Source organism: Pseudoalteromonas sp. NS-SX12 (assembly GCF_057367955.1).
In genome coordinates, this window is sequence record NZ_CM170635.1 from 600,895 (window position 1) to 616,509 (window position 15,615).

21 protein-coding genes are annotated in these 15,615 nt (G+C 39.1%); 5 read left to right on the plus strand and 16 right to left on the minus strand.

Annotated features, from left to right (window positions below; genetic code table 11):
• Positions 1-148 precede the first annotated feature (148 nt).
• The 4 genes from AC2IOM_RS16830 to AC2IOM_RS16845 all read right to left on the minus strand — a co-directional run bounded on the left by AC2IOM_RS16830 (position 149) and on the right by AC2IOM_RS16845 (position 3,455).
• Positions 149-1,162: a tetratricopeptide repeat protein gene (locus AC2IOM_RS16830; protein ID WP_486360525.1), complete on the minus strand. Its 1,014-nt coding sequence runs from the start codon at positions 1,160-1,162 to the stop codon at positions 149-151.
• Positions 1,163-1,235: 73 nt separating this feature from the next.
• Positions 1,236-1,712: a hypothetical protein gene (locus AC2IOM_RS16835; protein ID WP_105172657.1), complete on the minus strand. Its 477-nt coding sequence runs from the start codon at positions 1,710-1,712 to the stop codon at positions 1,236-1,238.
• Positions 1,712-2,311 carry a hypothetical protein gene (locus AC2IOM_RS16840; protein WP_486360526.1) on the minus strand — a complete coding sequence of 200 codons (600 nt, stop codon included), beginning with the start codon at positions 2,309-2,311 and terminating at the stop codon, positions 1,712-1,714. Before AC2IOM_RS16840 ends, AC2IOM_RS16835 begins: the two co-directional genes overlap by 1 nt.
• A gap of 295 nt (positions 2,312-2,606) precedes the next feature.
• Positions 2,607-3,455, minus strand: coding sequence for a LysR family transcriptional regulator (locus AC2IOM_RS16845; protein WP_486360527.1), 849 nt, complete (start codon positions 3,453-3,455; stop codon positions 2,607-2,609).
• A 118-nt stretch (positions 3,456-3,573) separates the two neighbouring features.
• On the opposite strand from AC2IOM_RS16845, the gene AC2IOM_RS16850 reads away from it, so the two are divergent.
• Together AC2IOM_RS16850 and AC2IOM_RS16855 are read left to right on the plus strand one after the other, a co-directional pair.
• Positions 3,574-4,269 (plus strand): FMN-dependent NADH-azoreductase, encoded by a 696-nt coding sequence (locus tag AC2IOM_RS16850; protein ID WP_486360528.1) that lies wholly within the window; start codon positions 3,574-3,576, stop codon positions 4,267-4,269.
• Positions 4,253-4,723, plus strand: coding sequence for a nucleoside deaminase (locus tag AC2IOM_RS16855; RefSeq protein ID WP_486360529.1), 471 nt, complete (start codon positions 4,253-4,255; stop codon positions 4,721-4,723). Before AC2IOM_RS16850 ends, AC2IOM_RS16855 begins: the two co-directional genes overlap by 17 nt.
• Positions 4,724-4,793: 70 nt before the next feature.
• On the opposite strand, the gene AC2IOM_RS16860 is transcribed toward AC2IOM_RS16855, so the two are convergent.
• From AC2IOM_RS16860 to AC2IOM_RS16895, 8 genes are all read right to left on the minus strand, one after another.
• The gene (locus AC2IOM_RS16860; RefSeq protein WP_486360530.1) at positions 4,794-5,399 is read right to left on the minus strand and encodes a DUF998 domain-containing protein; all 606 of its coding nucleotides are present in this window, start codon (positions 5,397-5,399) and stop codon (positions 4,794-4,796) included.
• Between the two features lie 66 nt (positions 5,400-5,465).
• A complete protein-coding gene (locus AC2IOM_RS16865) occupies positions 5,466-5,804 on the minus strand; it encodes a GNAT family N-acetyltransferase (RefSeq protein WP_486360531.1) in 339 nt (112 codons plus the stop codon).
• A 22-nt stretch (positions 5,805-5,826) separates the two neighbouring features.
• Positions 5,827-6,096: a hypothetical protein gene (locus AC2IOM_RS16870; RefSeq protein WP_486360532.1), complete on the minus strand. Its 270-nt coding sequence runs from the start codon at positions 6,094-6,096 to the stop codon at positions 5,827-5,829.
• A 38-nt stretch (positions 6,097-6,134) separates the two neighbouring features.
• The gene (locus AC2IOM_RS16875) at positions 6,135-6,992 is read right to left on the minus strand and encodes an alpha/beta fold hydrolase (RefSeq protein ID WP_486360533.1); all 858 of its coding nucleotides are present in this window, start codon (positions 6,990-6,992) and stop codon (positions 6,135-6,137) included.
• A 55-nt stretch (positions 6,993-7,047) separates the two neighbouring features.
• The gene (locus AC2IOM_RS16880) at positions 7,048-7,401 is read right to left on the minus strand and encodes a 2OG-Fe(II) oxygenase (RefSeq protein ID WP_138631418.1); all 354 of its coding nucleotides are present in this window, start codon (positions 7,399-7,401) and stop codon (positions 7,048-7,050) included.
• On the minus strand, positions 7,402-7,962 hold the full coding sequence (locus AC2IOM_RS16885; protein WP_486360534.1) for a GNAT family N-acetyltransferase: 561 nt from the start codon (positions 7,960-7,962) through the stop codon (positions 7,402-7,404). It lies immediately after the preceding gene.
• A 106-nt stretch (positions 7,963-8,068) separates the two neighbouring features.
• The gene (locus tag AC2IOM_RS16890) at positions 8,069-8,383 is read right to left on the minus strand and encodes a hypothetical protein (RefSeq protein ID WP_138631414.1); all 315 of its coding nucleotides are present in this window, start codon (positions 8,381-8,383) and stop codon (positions 8,069-8,071) included.
• 186 nt (positions 8,384-8,569) lie between these two features.
• Complete coding sequence (locus tag AC2IOM_RS16895) at positions 8,570-9,364, minus strand: polysaccharide deacetylase family protein (RefSeq protein WP_486360535.1); 795 nt, start codon at positions 9,362-9,364, stop codon at positions 8,570-8,572.
• Between the two features lie 253 nt (positions 9,365-9,617).
• Here AC2IOM_RS16895 and AC2IOM_RS16900 point away from each other — a divergent pair, with 253 nt between their 5' ends.
• The 3 genes from AC2IOM_RS16900 to AC2IOM_RS16910 all read left to right on the plus strand — a co-directional run bounded on the left by AC2IOM_RS16900 (position 9,618) and on the right by AC2IOM_RS16910 (position 13,128).
• On the plus strand, positions 9,618-10,499 hold the full coding sequence (locus AC2IOM_RS16900; RefSeq protein WP_486360536.1) for a class II glutamine amidotransferase: 882 nt from the start codon (positions 9,618-9,620) through the stop codon (positions 10,497-10,499).
• Between the two features lie 447 nt (positions 10,500-10,946).
• A complete protein-coding gene (locus AC2IOM_RS16905) occupies positions 10,947-12,638 on the plus strand; it encodes an ATP-dependent nuclease (protein WP_486360537.1) in 1,692 nt (563 codons plus the stop codon).
• A gap of 226 nt (positions 12,639-12,864) precedes the next feature.
• A complete protein-coding gene (locus tag AC2IOM_RS16910; protein ID WP_486360538.1) occupies positions 12,865-13,128 on the plus strand; it encodes a hypothetical protein in 264 nt (87 codons plus the stop codon).
• A gap of 305 nt (positions 13,129-13,433) precedes the next feature.
• Here the strand turns inward: AC2IOM_RS16910 and AC2IOM_RS16915 are convergent, their stop codons facing one another.
• The 4 genes from AC2IOM_RS16915 to AC2IOM_RS16930 all read right to left on the minus strand — a co-directional run bounded on the left by AC2IOM_RS16915 (position 13,434) and on the right by AC2IOM_RS16930 (position 15,528).
• On the minus strand, positions 13,434-13,574 hold the full coding sequence (locus AC2IOM_RS16915; RefSeq protein WP_157813594.1) for a hypothetical protein: 141 nt from the start codon (positions 13,572-13,574) through the stop codon (positions 13,434-13,436).
• On the minus strand, positions 13,564-13,902 hold the full coding sequence (maoP, locus tag AC2IOM_RS16920; RefSeq protein ID WP_010558808.1) for a DUF413 domain-containing protein: 339 nt from the start codon (positions 13,900-13,902) through the stop codon (positions 13,564-13,566). The genes AC2IOM_RS16915 and maoP overlap by 11 nt, the downstream gene beginning before the upstream one ends.
• Positions 13,903-14,226: 324 nt before the next feature.
• Positions 14,227-14,886 carry a cysteine hydrolase family protein gene (locus AC2IOM_RS16925; RefSeq protein ID WP_486360539.1) on the minus strand — a complete coding sequence of 220 codons (660 nt, stop codon included), beginning with the start codon at positions 14,884-14,886 and terminating at the stop codon, positions 14,227-14,229.
• Positions 14,887-14,961: 75 nt separating this feature from the next.
• Positions 14,962-15,528, minus strand: coding sequence for a Crp/Fnr family transcriptional regulator (locus tag AC2IOM_RS16930; protein ID WP_486360540.1), 567 nt, complete (start codon positions 15,526-15,528; stop codon positions 14,962-14,964).
• Positions 15,529-15,615 lie beyond the last annotated feature (87 nt).

Here is a 15,615-nt window from a genome sequence, read left to right on the forward strand (position 1 = left end):
AAGAATTTTTTTGCGCTAAGTGGCGAGTATTTGAGCAAGTGAACCAACGGCAAAGTTACTGCAATTAACTAATGCGATGTTAAATAACAAAAATACGGTTCAGCCAAATGTTTTTGACGTGTTTAATATGCCTTGCTAGCTGCTGCTTTTAGCTTGTTTTCTGACTAAAGTCACAACTTTTTACGTAAGCAAACCAAGGGGCATCAAAACGCGATGATTGCACTTTTGGCGCTTCTAGTGCGAGTAAAATCCCCATCGGCTGAGCAAGGTATTTTTCAACAACCACTTGCTCGCGATAGTCCACTATATAAGCAAACTCTTGTAATAATTGAGTGCGCTCGGCTGCTGATGGTTTTTGCTCTTTTAAATCTAAATAACGAGCGTGAACCCAAGTGAGTAACGCGTGTGACCGTTCGTTTGGAAATGCCTGTGCTTTTCTTGAAATAGGCGCATACAAACGTTGAAAATTAGTGAGCTGCTCTTGAATTACAAACGTCAGTAGCAGATACGTGCCAGTGTTAATATTACCCGCGCGTTTATTGATTGAGGTAAAGTATTCAAGTGCGTCTCTAAAGCGCTGCTCTGCAACACTAATTTGCCCCTGCTCTAACGCTATTAAACCTAGATTGTGGCTTGTCATCCCCATCATATTTACGTTGCGACTTGCCTTCGCTAGCTTAAACGAGTATTCAAACAGGGATTTAGCGCGTTCCAAATTATTAACCTGGCGAACTACCAACGCCAAGCTGTTGTTTAATATTAACTTTAATCGATCATTTTTAGCATGCTGATAGGAACATTCAAAGCTCAACTGAGCATCTTCCAAATAATTATTTTTTCGCAGCCAAATGCCCAGTGCACTTGTTACTGTCGTGATATTCTCAGTAAAATACGGATGGTTATGATGTTCAAACAAGCCTTCAACAGCCAAATAAAGCTCGTCTAACTTATCTAACGGCAATGCAGCTCGCGCTATCAGTATATTTAAGTCAATTTGTTGTTGCGTTGTTAACCCAGTATTTTGCTGCAAGTTAGTTAGAATTTCATAACTTTTTGAGGGTTTAACTGTTAAATAATCCTTGGCTTCTTGCAGCTGTTCATCAATGGGATCTGCACTCAATAACGTTGAAAATGTAATTATCAGCAAATAAATAAAGCGCACAATTAAACCCCATCAGGTACCACAAAAATTTAACCTAAACCTATTTAGGTATAACACATAGCATCAATAAACTTTATAACTCTGGCAAATTATTTTCATAGGGCTTACCAGTAAACTCTGCCATATTTTTACACACGTTTACCGCTACACCTCGTTCTTTGGGGTTTGCCACCGCAACATGAGTGCCATCGTTTAAAACCATATAAACACGGTACCTCTGAGTTGCGGCTTGAGCAGTCATTGCTCTAAAACCCTTTATATCTTTGAGATGATAAACACGGTTAAAAACGGTGTATAAATTACTCGCCTTAAGCTGAATTGTTTGTGAGCTTAAATTCATACGGCAAACATAGCCGCCAAACACGCCGAGCCAACCCAGCCAACAAAAAAAGCCTGATACCCAAATTGGTAAAGACCTTGCAGAATCAGAACCTAAAACACTTACAATGCCAACAAATAAAATCACTAAACTTAGCAATCGTAACAATAACTTAGCAATACCTGTAACGCGATAAACCGCTTCATCATTAGATAGTTTGTTAAAGTACATTAAAGCACTCCATACTTAACCAATGCGCCGAGCACGGTAAAAAAGAAAAAAGGCAGTGACAACCTAATGATTGATTTACGATCCCATATTTCAATATACAGATCGCTTTTATCATTGAGTGTTTCAGTTTGGTCAAGTGGCGTAATATCAGCAGCCTGCATATTGTCAAAGCTAAGCGGTGTTTTGCTAGGCCAATTTGAGATGTTTTCTGTTACAGGCAACTTATAGTGCAAAGACAAAAACGCCAACAAAGCGTAGGCATCTTGATAGTCGTCGAATACGTAGTTTTGCTCTGCCACGGTTATTTGATACGGGCCCTTCGTTCCAAGGCTGGTTAATTCGCATGTCAGCGCACTAAAAGGTGTTATCGCACTTCGTTTTTGAAAAAAATGCCAAAGTGATGTTGATAAATAAACTTGTTGGGTGGCGCTATCAAACTCTAGTAATCGCTTTCGACCGAATAACAGCAATGAAATGCCACAAAAGAATATAGCGGAAATGATAAAAGCGAGTCCGGCTGTTTGATGCAATGCGATTGCCATCACCACACTCGCAATACCAGGCACAAGCGCAACCAATGCAAACAATTTGGAGGTCATTTGACGCCTTGATGGCAAAGTAGCATTGCCACTTGCCGTTATTTTTAGCAAGCGTCTGACCAATTTGGGCAGAGTTTGATAATCCATTATTTTAACCATTACAATTGAGACTATTGACTCTGAAACTAGTCACAAAGAGAAACAGAGCCAAGCTTAATATCGACAAAGGTTACCACAAACAGTACGTTAACTGGCTAAAAAGTTACTAAGCGCAAATAAGCTACCCTACAAAAACGTACGTTAAATAATTAACTAGCGCGCTAATAACCAAAAATGGCAGCGTAAAAGTAATTTGTTATGCCGAGATCAGGTTACTTAACCACTCACTAAACAAACGAGCGGGAAGCGTTGCCAACGCGCTTTTATTAGGAATGTAATAACAAAGGTCAGACGTAACAGGCAAAGTAGTTAGCTCACACAATTCTCCGCGTGCCACATAACTTTTGGCTAATGTTTGTGAGCAAAACACGTACCCGCCATGATCTATGGCCTGTTGCAAAGCAAAAAGCTCTTGATCGTACTGGGTTAAGGCTAACGCTTGCGTTATGCCATTTTGGTTACACCATTGAGTTAATGGCACAGGCGGTAAATCGGGATTTTTCCATTTACAGGTATAAATATGACTTAACGAGGCTAAGTTGTTTTGCTCGCCTGCCGACTTGGCGCGATACACATTAAATACATCGCACTGCAAAATATCTTGGCTACTTACAACGCGTTTATCGCCTAAACGAATAGCCACAGCATATTGATTATGCTCAACGCTCTCTCCCGTTGAAATCGCAACCTCAATATCACCGTGCTTTGCGTTGAACTCTGCGAGCGACGGTAACAACACCGAGGCAGCAAATGACGATGTCGTGTTTACATTAACCAACTTACCAATATGCGTGATTTCATCTAACGCCTGTGCAATTGTTTGAAAACCCGAATTGGTTGCTTGTGCTAAGCGTTTTCCTAATTCGGTCAATTCTATTTTTCGCGTTTTACGTACAAATAATTGGGTATTTAAACGCGCTTCTAGCTTACTTACATGATGCGAAATTGCAGTTGGCGTTAATGCAAGCTCACTTGCTGCTAGTTTAAAACTGCCATGACGCGCCGCCGCATCAAATGCTTTTAACGCTTGTAACGATACTTGCAAAGCTAATCCCACCCTTTCTATAAATAAGTTTTACTCATCTATAAATGATATCAAATCGTTTGTCCGAAGCCACCTAGAAACGCATTATTCAACACACATTTTTAATAGAGGAAACATCATGACCACAATACTACACATAGATTCAAGCGTTAGAGCGATAGATAATGATAATCCCGCACACAACTCACTGTCTAAAAACATTGCTAAAACATTTTTAGACAGCTGGCGAGAAAGCAATCAGATAGATGAATATATTTACCGTGATGTAGGTGTAAATCCACCTCATTTTATTTCCCAAGATTGGATTGGCGCCGTGTTTACGCCAAGTGACAAAAGAAGTGCAGCGCAACACCAACAATTACAACTGTCAGATACCCTAATTGATGAACTAACGCGCGCCGATATCATTTTAATGTCAACACCTATGTACAATTACGGCATGCCAGCACAGTTAAAAGCGTGGTTCGACCAAGTCATTCGCATCAATAAAACGTTTGATTTTGATTTAGCCCGTGGCGATCAACCTCTAAGACCTTTACTCAGTGGAAAAACCTTAGTGCTGATCACCTCATGTGGCGAGTTTGGTTTTGGTAAAGGCGAGGTAAACGAAGCGCACTCACATCTCACACCACATATTCAAACCTTATCGAAATATTTAGGGGTACAAGTGATGTTTGAAATTGCCTCTGAGTATCAAGAATTCAACGATAAAAGACACCAAGATTCTGTTGCTAAAGCGCATCACGATGCAGCCAAGCTGGCAAAGACTCTAAGCACACAACGACAGGAAATACAGCATGCCAGCGCAGTTTAATCAAAATCACATAAGTGCCATAATTTCGCTCGCAGAGAAAAACGTGGCACAAGCTGGCTTACCTTTCTCTGCCATGATTCTTGATGACAAAGGTGAAATATTAAGTACCGGTGTGAATCAAGAATCACAATGTCACGACTGCACGGCTCACGCGGAAATTCAAGCCATTCGAGCCGCAACGAAAAAATGTCGCCGCTTGAGTCTTGAAGGCAGCACATTAATTGCCTCGGGTGAACCATGCGCCCTTTGTTATATGGCTATGCATGTGGCGAAAATATCGCATATCGTGATTTTAACCGACCGCCATCAAGCAAGCGCCTATGGGTTTAACTATCTCGCGAGTTACGACAACATCAATGCACAATTACTTGATAGTTTTTCCATAACCTACTTGCAAAACAGTGATGCAATACGCCCATTCGAGCAATATCGAAAGACACTAAATCAAGGTTAAAAAAGGCGCATTAAGCGCCTTTATACACTGTAACTTTAAAGGGTTGCGATAATTTACACGTTAACGCACACTACCCAAGCTGCAACGACAACCCAGTTAACCAAATTAATTGTGCACCATAAGATAATCGCTGATGAATGCCTGGGTTTGTTTGCTGATTAATTGCACGCGTCATAGTCAGCAAAAATACAACAGCCGCGACCACCATAATCCAAGAAAACACCTTAAAATGCTGTGAAATGACATCACTGGTTGGGCTAAGTGCCACCAATACTGGCGCCACAAATAACGACAACAACATCACTATGCCTGCAATTGTGTGTATTTTGCAGTTAAAAGAAGGATTTTCAGTAAAAGGGTCAGCATCCATCGGGAAATAACCCGCAACCCAAGTCGCGAGGCCATGTGCAATAACACACCAGCCTGCACCGGTGACTAGCAAAGATACATTTGGTAACTGGATTAAATACCAGCCAAAAAAGCAAAAAAGTAAACCCAATGGGTAATTATTGATACGGGGTGACAATTTTTCTGTTGGACACCCCGCAGCACCAAGCTCACTGCAGAACTGCTTAGCATGGTTGTAACCCGCATAATATCGCCCAGCAATAAACACACCGAACACAATCCAGACCGTTGCAATAAGCCCTGAATAAACTGCCACTTTTTCAAACATAAACCACCTTCCTGTGTTATTTCAGTTCCATTTATTTACACTTTCTAATGTCGTTTTTAAAAAGCGTTATTTGCTATGCGTATTTTGCCAAACCATTGGCACAAAACGAATTCCATTTACACTCATTTGAGAGCCTGTTGCCACAAAACCTTGAGACTCATAAAAAGAAACCGCATTTAACGATGCTTTTAAACTTACCTCGCCAGCGTGTGACGTTGCCATTAGCCGTGCAAGTAATGCTTTACCTACGCCCGTTGCCTGATACTGATTATCGACAAACAAGTGCGTCATACCAATTCTGTTAAGTATGAGATCAGGGATAGCGCTGGATAAATGAAATGATAACAAGGCGGAATTTTTCTTATGTAGTTGTTCTACATTGATAAATTCTAACGCAGTTAGCATGATATTTAGTCCGCTAGGATGATCAGCTACTTAAGTGAATTGGTATTATGTAGTTGCCCTCTCGCATTGCAGCAAAACCAATGAGTTTATTGTTAATAGACGCTTTAACGCTTTGATACTCACTGCGATTGAGCACAGTATTAATGTCTGATTGAATGCTAGCAACATACGCGTTTTGCCCGTTGGATTCTAAATACGGCAAAATCGATTGTTGTGATACATCAAGCACTAATGTCGCCAGACTACTGGCATCACTCTGTGTTGCTGTTTCAAACGTTATTTTCTTAAGCACCAATCATCCCTTTTGTGTTTAACCGCATAAAACAATAATTACTCAAGTAGCTGCTTAATACTTTTGACTACAAGGTCGGCATCGGCGATATGAAGGTGATGCTTGTTTGACTTTGAATACACGATTGCGCTTTGACTCGAAAGCCTCAAAAAGTCGTGTTCAGCGCCTGCGTAAAGCGTATCCATTTTTAGCGCAATTTCATCTGGTACAAAAGGCGGATCGTAGCGTTCATCCGATGCCTTAGCGCGTAACACGATAATCGGTTTATTTGCAAAACCGCCTGACTTAACCAGCGATTGATAGCTTGCGATATGGTCAACATTTTCCGGCACTTTTTTATACATTGGATCACGCACACTTTGCTCAAATTGATAGTAACGCGCTAAGTTTTCATCGTCTGTTTTAAAATTTTTCGGCCAGCGTGTTGCCATTGTATAAAAGTAACCAAATGGCGGAGGGTCGATAAATACCGCGCCTTTCACCTTGTCTGCATACTGGTTATTAAACGCTGTGATAATGTAAGAGGCGTAGGAGCCACCAGCAAAATAGTATGGTGGTTTAACATTGGCATTGTGCAGCAGCGCGTTAAGCCGTGTTGCCATATCAGTAACAGTAAACGGTACTGGGCCTTTTTCACTTTTACCTAACCCTGCACGGTCGTACAAACAAATACTAAAATCGCTGTGTAAACGTTTTACATTGTCGAGCCAAACACCATCAGAGCCTGAACGACCAAAACCTTGTTCAATTATGAGTGTCGGTTTATCGTTTTCATAACAGGTCAAATACAGCTTAAATCCACCAACATCAAATAATCCTGATTTTGTTGGTTCCAGCTCTTGCGCAATTGTCGTAACACTCATCGCAAGTGCACATAACCCAGCAACAATCTTCATGTAAGTTCCCTAAATAACATGTTTTAGTATATTTTTTATTAGGCTCACGTGAGCACTACGTATTTCTTATCCAACCAATACTTAATATGTAACGATTACCTTTAATTACTTTAGAAACTCGATGTTCACATGCATCGGGGCGGAAAAATTTAATACGCTCACTGTCGTAAATCGGTGATGCACATATAAACTCACCACCTTGTTGTGCTTTTTTAAGCACAACATTCAATCGATAATGTTTGCCCGACGCAACGTTATCGGTATGCGCTGGTATTTCACTGCCGGTTGGGAATTTCAGTAGGTAAACATCAAATTTAATTGGCCACACGGCCCCACATAACAGCATTTTATCGTAGCCACTATTTTGACGCCCACGTTGCCAACGAAAAAGCCGTGTTGTAAACGGCATTTAACAACCAACCTTGCTGTTAACTAAGGAAGATGCTGCCTTTAACGCCTGCTGATTTAATTCGCTCAGGCGCAAACTAAACTCAGTGCACGCCAAACTTTGTCCGTTCAAGCGTAAAAAATCGGGTTGCGTACTAGCAGCTTGAAAAGCAAACTTGTGCAATACGCGCTCTGACGCGGGGTTATTATTGAGTACCTGTGCACGCAGTGTTGTTAAACTAAATTGCTGCGCAGCAACCTTAATTAGCTGCGCTACACATAAACTGGCGATACCTCGCGAGGTCATGTTTTTTGCTACGCGATAACCGATGTATGCTGTGTCACCTGTTATATCTTTTAAATTTGCACGCGCCACAATTGCATCGTTTTGTATCAACACCGCAGAATAACCGCTTTTCGAACGCATTGTTGCCTCAAGCAAAGCAATATGTTTTAAAACGCCAACATTGGAATAAAAATCGGCGTTTCTTGGTGCGATAAATGATTCAAACCACGCTTTATTGTCTAGTTCAAAGTCGAGTAACTGCTTACTATGACTGCTATTAAGGGTTTCAAATTTCATAAATCACCTTACTACCGCGCATCTGCTGCCTTATTGCACTTTGTTATGGCAATGCTCACAGCAGCAAAACAATTGTTACTTGAAAAATGATTTTTTACTCAACGAATTAATTGCTGCTTTCGATGGTTAAATACCTGTTTTTACCGAATGAAATGTAATACCAAGCGAAAAACATTGCTTCAATAATATTGTTAGCAAATGTGTTTTTAACAGTGATTTTTGTGCCACTTAATTCACTCACTTTCACCTCAGCACTGCTACACCAATCGATTTTTGCTTGAATAACTTGGGTATTCGCAGGCAGCGACACGGTTTGAGTTTTACCTCGTTTAATCACAGCAACTTGTTTACCATCGGCAAATAGTTTGTAATCTCGCGCCATATCTTGGAACTGTTTAGGTCGGAAAACTTCAATATCCATATTTATCCTTGTCTCACTAAAAACTACAGGTCATTAGCAAAAGAGCTTAAAGTAATTACCTAAACACCTATTTTTGCTAATTTTTTAGAACTTTAACAAGAAAAAAACGTATTTACTATCGATTCACCAAGGTTACGTTATGCGCTTGAAAAGAGGACTCAAGCGCTATTAGGTTTAAAGTAACAATTACCGAGTACGTTTTTGCTGAATATACTGATTTACCTCAGCAACGGGTGCTAACCAAAAGCCGTTTTTAGGATCTTTTAAATATACGATTAACTGATCTAATGCCTTGCTATCGATAGTGTAAAGCGCTCTATCACCAACTTCGTGACCGGCAAGTACTATCCATGCGTCATCAAATTTAGCCCGCTCGATAATCGCCTTTATTTCTTCAAACGATTTATTATCGATATCAAACGCGCGGATTTGTGCTGTGTCATAATAATGCGGGTCATTTGCCGTTTCATCATTCCACGTTCTGCCGTATTCAAATGACTTAGCAATCAGCGGCACATAGCTTTTTACCGATTCACCGCGGCCCACAAATTTATGACCACACGGATAGGCATAACCCACAGGCGCCACACCTGTAATTTGCTCAATTTGCTGTTGCGCTGTTTCAATATCTATTTCGATAAATGGCAAATCGACTTGTTCTAGCCCTTTGTTCTTTTCCCGTAACCAGCGAAAATTGCCCGTACATAAATGGCTAGCACTGTGATTCGCAATTTCATGCCCCGCTTTAGCGGCGGCTTGCCACTTAGCTTCTTTGCCTTTCATTTGCACTGGCATCAAGTAAAACGTGCCCTTTACGTTATGTTTATCTAAAATTGGTAGCCCAATATCAGCTTGAGAGCGGCGCGCATCGTCAAAGCTCAAACTAACCGCATGCTGTGCGTTATTGGGGTAAAAATCGCCAGCAACTGAAGCGAAACTCGATAACGTGAAACAAATTGCAAAGGAAGAAATAAGTCGCATAAAACACACTATAAAAAGAATAAGTTAGACACAAACTAACCAGCCACTTTAGTAAATACAAGTGAAAAAAATTTGTATAAACTGAGTTTTAAACACCATATTTTAGCGCCCTTAAACACCGTAAAAACAATCTTTTAGCCTTTTCCCTTCACGTTTACTGTAAATAACAGAAAATCAGCGGTAAACCGTGCATATTTTTGTATGAAATTTTTAAAAATCGCCTATAGTGTAAAAAATTTTTTTGGATAAATTTATGTGTCGTTTTATTGCGTATAAAGGTGAAGAAGTCACTTTAAACGATATTGTTATTTCGCCAACGAATTCGCTTATTGAACAAAGTAAAGATGCGAAAAAGCGTAAAAAGCCGCTCAATGGCGATGGATTTGGCTTAAGTTGGTACCCAACTCACAACGATCCTTTTCCTGCGCGATTTGTCAGCATTGAGCCTGCGTGGAGCAATCAAAACTTGCAACAAATTGCGAGCAAAGTGCGCAGCCAGTGCTTTTTTGCCCATGTTCGTGACGCATCTGTTGGTATGCCTGTCTCGCAAGCAAATTGCCACCCATTCAATTATCAAAAATACACCTTTATGCATAATGGCCGCCTCGACCAATTCGCAAAATTTAGGCGCAATTTACTTAATCAATTATCAAATCGAGCGTTTGATTTAGTGAAGGGAAACACCGATTCTGAGTGCATTTTTGCCCTCTTTCTCGACACCATTAAATTTGCTGATAATTTGTCGACAGATGATCTAACTCAGGCGCTATATCGTGTCATTGAGAAAATTATTCAAATAAGACGCGAAGCAGATGCAAACACCAATGCATTTATTAACTTAGCAGTGAGTGATGGCACATCGATGGTCGCCACGCGTTTTGCAACTGACCGCGAGAGCCAACCTGCTTCATTGTTTTATGGTCAAGGTAAATTGGCAATTGCAGCAGGCAAAGACTTTAGTTTAAACGGAAATTCAGCGCAAAATACGGTAATCATTAGCTCAGAGCCTTTAACGAGTGAACCGCTTACAAGTGATAAAAGCGATTGGATTAAAGTAGCACGTAATCACGCGGTGATTGTTGATGCACGCAATCAGGTTGTCACCCAAGCAATCCCAATAGATTACCAAACATAGCTAAGTAACTACTGAGATAGCTGTAGTCATTTATAGCTATCTCGTGAGTTTATTGATATCTAAGTCAAAAAGTAGCGATAAGCGAAATTTAATAATTAATAATACAACTTCATTTAAGACATTCGGTTTATCATTCAAAATTGATTCGGGTTTGATATAAACGCAAAAGAATCTTAGTGGCAGTCTTATAGGTCAGAAATGAGCGTTCTGCGGTCTTTCAAAATTACTTTTCTACTTCGTCAAAGTATATTGCTTGCATAGTCAGGAACACGACCCAATCGCTCGTTTTTGTCCTGAGATAAAAGCTATAACCACTGCATTTTGTTAGTATTGGCAAATAGTTAAGAAGTTTGTTACAAATGAGTTATTCAGAAAAACGAGCAACGCTGTGGTAGAAAAACGCGCGATTCGCTCGCTATAAACATGTTATAAACCATAAGCATCCATATGATAATCAATAGTCTCAATATTAAAAATGGCTCTAAAGTTGATATAGGAAAATTTACTATATTGATCGGACCAAACAATGTAGGTAAATCTCAAACACTTAAAGACATACATCACAAGTTTACAAAAAGTGATGGAATGGAGGCCGTATTACTCGACTCTTTGGAGTTCGATGAAAAACCTGATTTTGACTATTTCTTAAGAGGATTAGATGTCAAACAGGATCAACACAATGTAGGTATGGAGCAATTGTCAGGAATTACTTCAAAGCTTAATACCTCGGAGAGTGTTGGATTCATGAGACAACATATTGAAAGGGAATATCAAAATAAAGGCATAAATGCTCTTTTCGGAAATATAGCAAAATTTAGAATTTCTTATCTTGACGCTGAGTCAAGGCTAAACGTTGCCAAAACAGCACCCTCGGCAAATTTACATAAGGTGGCACCTCAGAATTTATTACAAGCACTTTATGGAGCGAATGAAGAAATAGAAGAGCAATTAAGAGCAGCTTTTTATGCTGTTTTTGAGAAAGATATAAAGCTGGATTATAGTGGACTAACTGAATTGACTTTTAGGGTTGCAGATAAGTTTGAAAATGTACCGCAAGATCCTAAAAAAGCAGCTGAATTTTTTAGTGAACATTCATTGTTAGACGAACAAGGAGATGGCTTTAGAAGTTTTGTTGGCGTGGTTTTAAGTTTACTATTATCGCATGACCGTATAGTTTTACTCGATGAACCTGAAGCTTTCCTCCATCCAGCTCAATCTAGAAAACTTGGTTATTGGATGGCCAAACATATTGAGCGAGTACCAGGGCAAGTAATTATATCTACGCATAACTCCAATTTTATTGCAGGTATTTTAGCTGCTAATCAGCCCATTGACATTTATAGGCTTAATCGAAAATCTAACTTAACAACATTTAGTCAAATCCCACCTGAGTCAACGGAGCTTCTATCTAAATCTCCTATTTTATCAAGTCAAAGAGTTCTCGATTCTTTATTTCATAAAGGGGTAGCTGTATGTGAGGCGGACTCAGACAGGATTTTGTACAGCACTGTTGCTACCAATGAATTGTCCACACAAGAAGTATTATTTATTCATGCGCACAATAAACAGACTGTTCATGTAGTTTTGGATTTACTTACCAAAGCAAATATACCTTGTTGCGGTATTGTTGATATTGATATTCTTAATAGCAAAAACGAATTAAATAGGATTTTAACCTCTTTAATGCAATCTGTATTAAACCAAGAACAAGAAAAACTATTAGAAGCTCTAATGATTGAGGTTGAACGTACCAGTGATAGTGAAGCATTAAAATCAATTGCAGATTCAATTGAACTGTTTTTAAGTCAGCTTCACAGTGGGGAGCATACTTTTTCAGGTGCAAGAGGGGCTATCAATCGAATTAGAAAAGACGCCAGTAAATGGTCAAATATTAAATCTTCAGGTACTAATATTTTAACTGAAGATATGCGAATAAATATTGATAAACTAATTTCAGTTCTATCTAAAATAGGGGTTTTTGTCGTTCCTGTCGGAGAGCTTGAGGGCTGGATTGATCTTGGTGACGTGAAAAAGAATAAATGGATTGTCCCAGCATTAGAATATATTGATGAACATGGGGCACCTGAACCACTTAAGTGCTTTGTAAATAATGTCATTGAGCATCTAAATGGTTTATAACAAGGCGCTTAAACGGAAAAATTACAGTTGGCTTTGTTCACTTCGCTCACTATTTTAGCCAAACTGTACTTTTCCGCTTAGCGCGGCGTTACGACTGTCCGCTGCGGAAGTAACCCTCTGAATTTAATTATGTATCCGACAGTAATGAGCCAATAACGGTTGTTGATAAAACTATTATGAGCATACAAAATGCAAAGCAGCTCCCCATTTTTAAAAGGACAATAGATTGGGATTAAAAGTAAATATGTATTCAGCCAAAACAACGAGCTCTTCATATTCTTTAGATATCGAAACTCTTTCTATTGAGTTTGCAATTGGCACTATTTGTACTGTAATAGCTATTGCGGGTTATCAATCGCATTTATTATTAATTTTTATCCCATTTTTAATTATTGCAATTGCCTGTTTTTCTCTAATTTCATACAACATATATCAGTATTTTTCAGATAAGAAAAACTGCCAAGGTTCATCTACCAAAAAGTCAGATTAACTGATTCACAAAGTCTATTGTGTGGGGATAATTACCACAAATTTTGAGAGGTAACATTCGTTAGCTGTAGAAAGTTATTTTTGCAATTAATGGGGGAGATGTTGATTTTTTCTCGAACGACCGAATTTGACACCTTTGCGTCTGTCACTCTTGATTTAATTAGGTTAGTTACATAACACAAAGCTAAAGACTCGCTAGAGTAAATAACTGGGCTTTTACATACCATTAGGGCTGGTTTTTCCTAGTTGAACTATCAACAAGAATAAACAAGCCCTATGGTTTTTGTGTAGATAAAGACGTGAGTACTACTCGTCACTCCAGTCATCATCGTCAAATTTTTTGCGTTTAGATTTGTGACTTAATTTAGCTTTCGGTTTTTCCTTTTTTGCTTTCTTGTGTGCTTTATTCTTCTCAAGATAACTACCTTGATTTTGCTCATGCTTCATCGAAACTCTCATACGACCGTGTTACTTCATTGCGAGAACTATTTGCACTCGCTCTGTGGCTCACTTTATATAGCGCTTTTAAGTACTTGCGCCATAAGCGTACCTCGTATAATCCAGACTCAGCATCCACATTGATGTTATCAACAAAGTTTTGCTCCGCCTCGTTACTCGGTGCCAATTCGCCACAATACAAGCCGTTTAACGTATAGCCATAATTAATTAAAAAATTTGCCTCAGGAATAGTGAAAAAGCCAGCCCTATCGATGCCACCAGGAAAGTGTTCATCGTCATAAAATTTTCGACCACCTAATCTAATTTCAGCTGCCATATTTTTAATCTCAACATGTTAGTAAATTAAACCTTGCCCGCATCAACTATTGATGCGCTCGCAAGTGAAAAATAGTTAAATTTTTCAAAGAAGAAAATCAAAAAATTATTATCGTGAAGATAAAAATTAATGGTGGTAAAAGAGAGCGAAAAAACAGCCCGATTTACGCTTAATTAACGGCCAAAATTTTCATCTTAGAAAGACGTTTAATAAATCAAAGAAACTGCAAACATTTAAAATTAAACGTGATTAAAAGCATATTAAAACAATCAGTTATAACCCGTTATTTTAGATAGAACAAAAAAGATGAGGTACTATTTAGTGCTAAAGTGCGTTGAATGTCTCTACTAAAATCCCTTTCCCAAAGTGATGCAAAATCTCGTCTTTGAAATAAGTTTGCTGTTGCTGAGTAAATGCCCCTGTTGCGTCGGTTACAACATACGTTGTATAACCTTTGTCGTGCGCTTCTCTGAGGGTAGATTCAACACACACATGCGTAGCAAAGCCAGCAAGGTACAGTGTTGTAATGTTATTATTTCTTAGGTAACTATCTAAACTACTACCAGCAAACGCTGATGCCCCCGAGCGTTCTGAAATAACAAACTCACCTACTTTTGGCTGAAAATCAGGGTGGATATTTGCCATATCACCTTGCCATGTTTTGGCTTTTTTAATGGCGGCACGTAACCCGAATTGCGCCTTGCCAAAAATTTGATAATTAGCATCGGGCTTTAATGTGACGTGTACAATATGCATTTGATGCTGACGTGCTTTTGCTAATAATTGCTGAGATTGGCTAATAGCCTGTGCAAATGCCTTTTTATCTTTAACCAATAAGTTTCTTAGTGTGCCTTTTGGCGATACCCATTCATTTTGGTATTCAATCAACACTAACGCGCTTGTGTTTACCTGTTCCTTTGCCAATACATGGCAACTAAAAAACAAGCAGCAGATGACTATTTGGCAGTTGAGTAAATTTTTCATAACTATTCCTACAAAGTAAATGTAGCAATAGTGTGATTTGAATAAACTGCGTTTGCCTTAACATTTGATAAGGCATTAATGTTTGTTTTTTACACGCGATAAGGTAACGTCTGTCATACCAAGATACGAAGCGATGTGTTTAAGCGGTATTTGTTGACAAAGTGTTGGGTATTTTTTTGAAAAATAAGCGTAGCGTTTTTTCGCGTCTTGCTGCAAAAACATTAATTCGCGCTCTATTTTGTCTTCGAGCAATTGCGCTGTTAAGCAATGAAATAAGCACTGACTAATACTGCAATCTGCTAAGAGCTCAACCACTTTTGCGTAAGCCATATGGCAGCCATGCACCTCGGTCAAAGTTTCAACATAAAAATTCGATGGGCCTGATATTGCCGACGGCGCAATTGGTGCCAATATGTCACCTTCGCTAAAAAAACCTTTATTTGATTCTTTACCCTCTGAGTCGAGGTAGTACAGGCGCACAAGTCCTTGTGAGATAATATAAAAATCTTGCCAGTGCTCACCTTGGGATAATAACGGCGTGTTTGATTTAAAGATTACGGGCTTTAATTCTTTAGCAAGTAAAGCCGCTTTTGCTGCACTAATGCCTTTGGATTCTAAAAATACGGAAAGTGGCATATCCATTTGCGATACCTATCCAACTTGTTTTGGCCACTATACTATTCGCAAACAACCAATAATGCAGTAACACATTACAAGTTATATCTAATC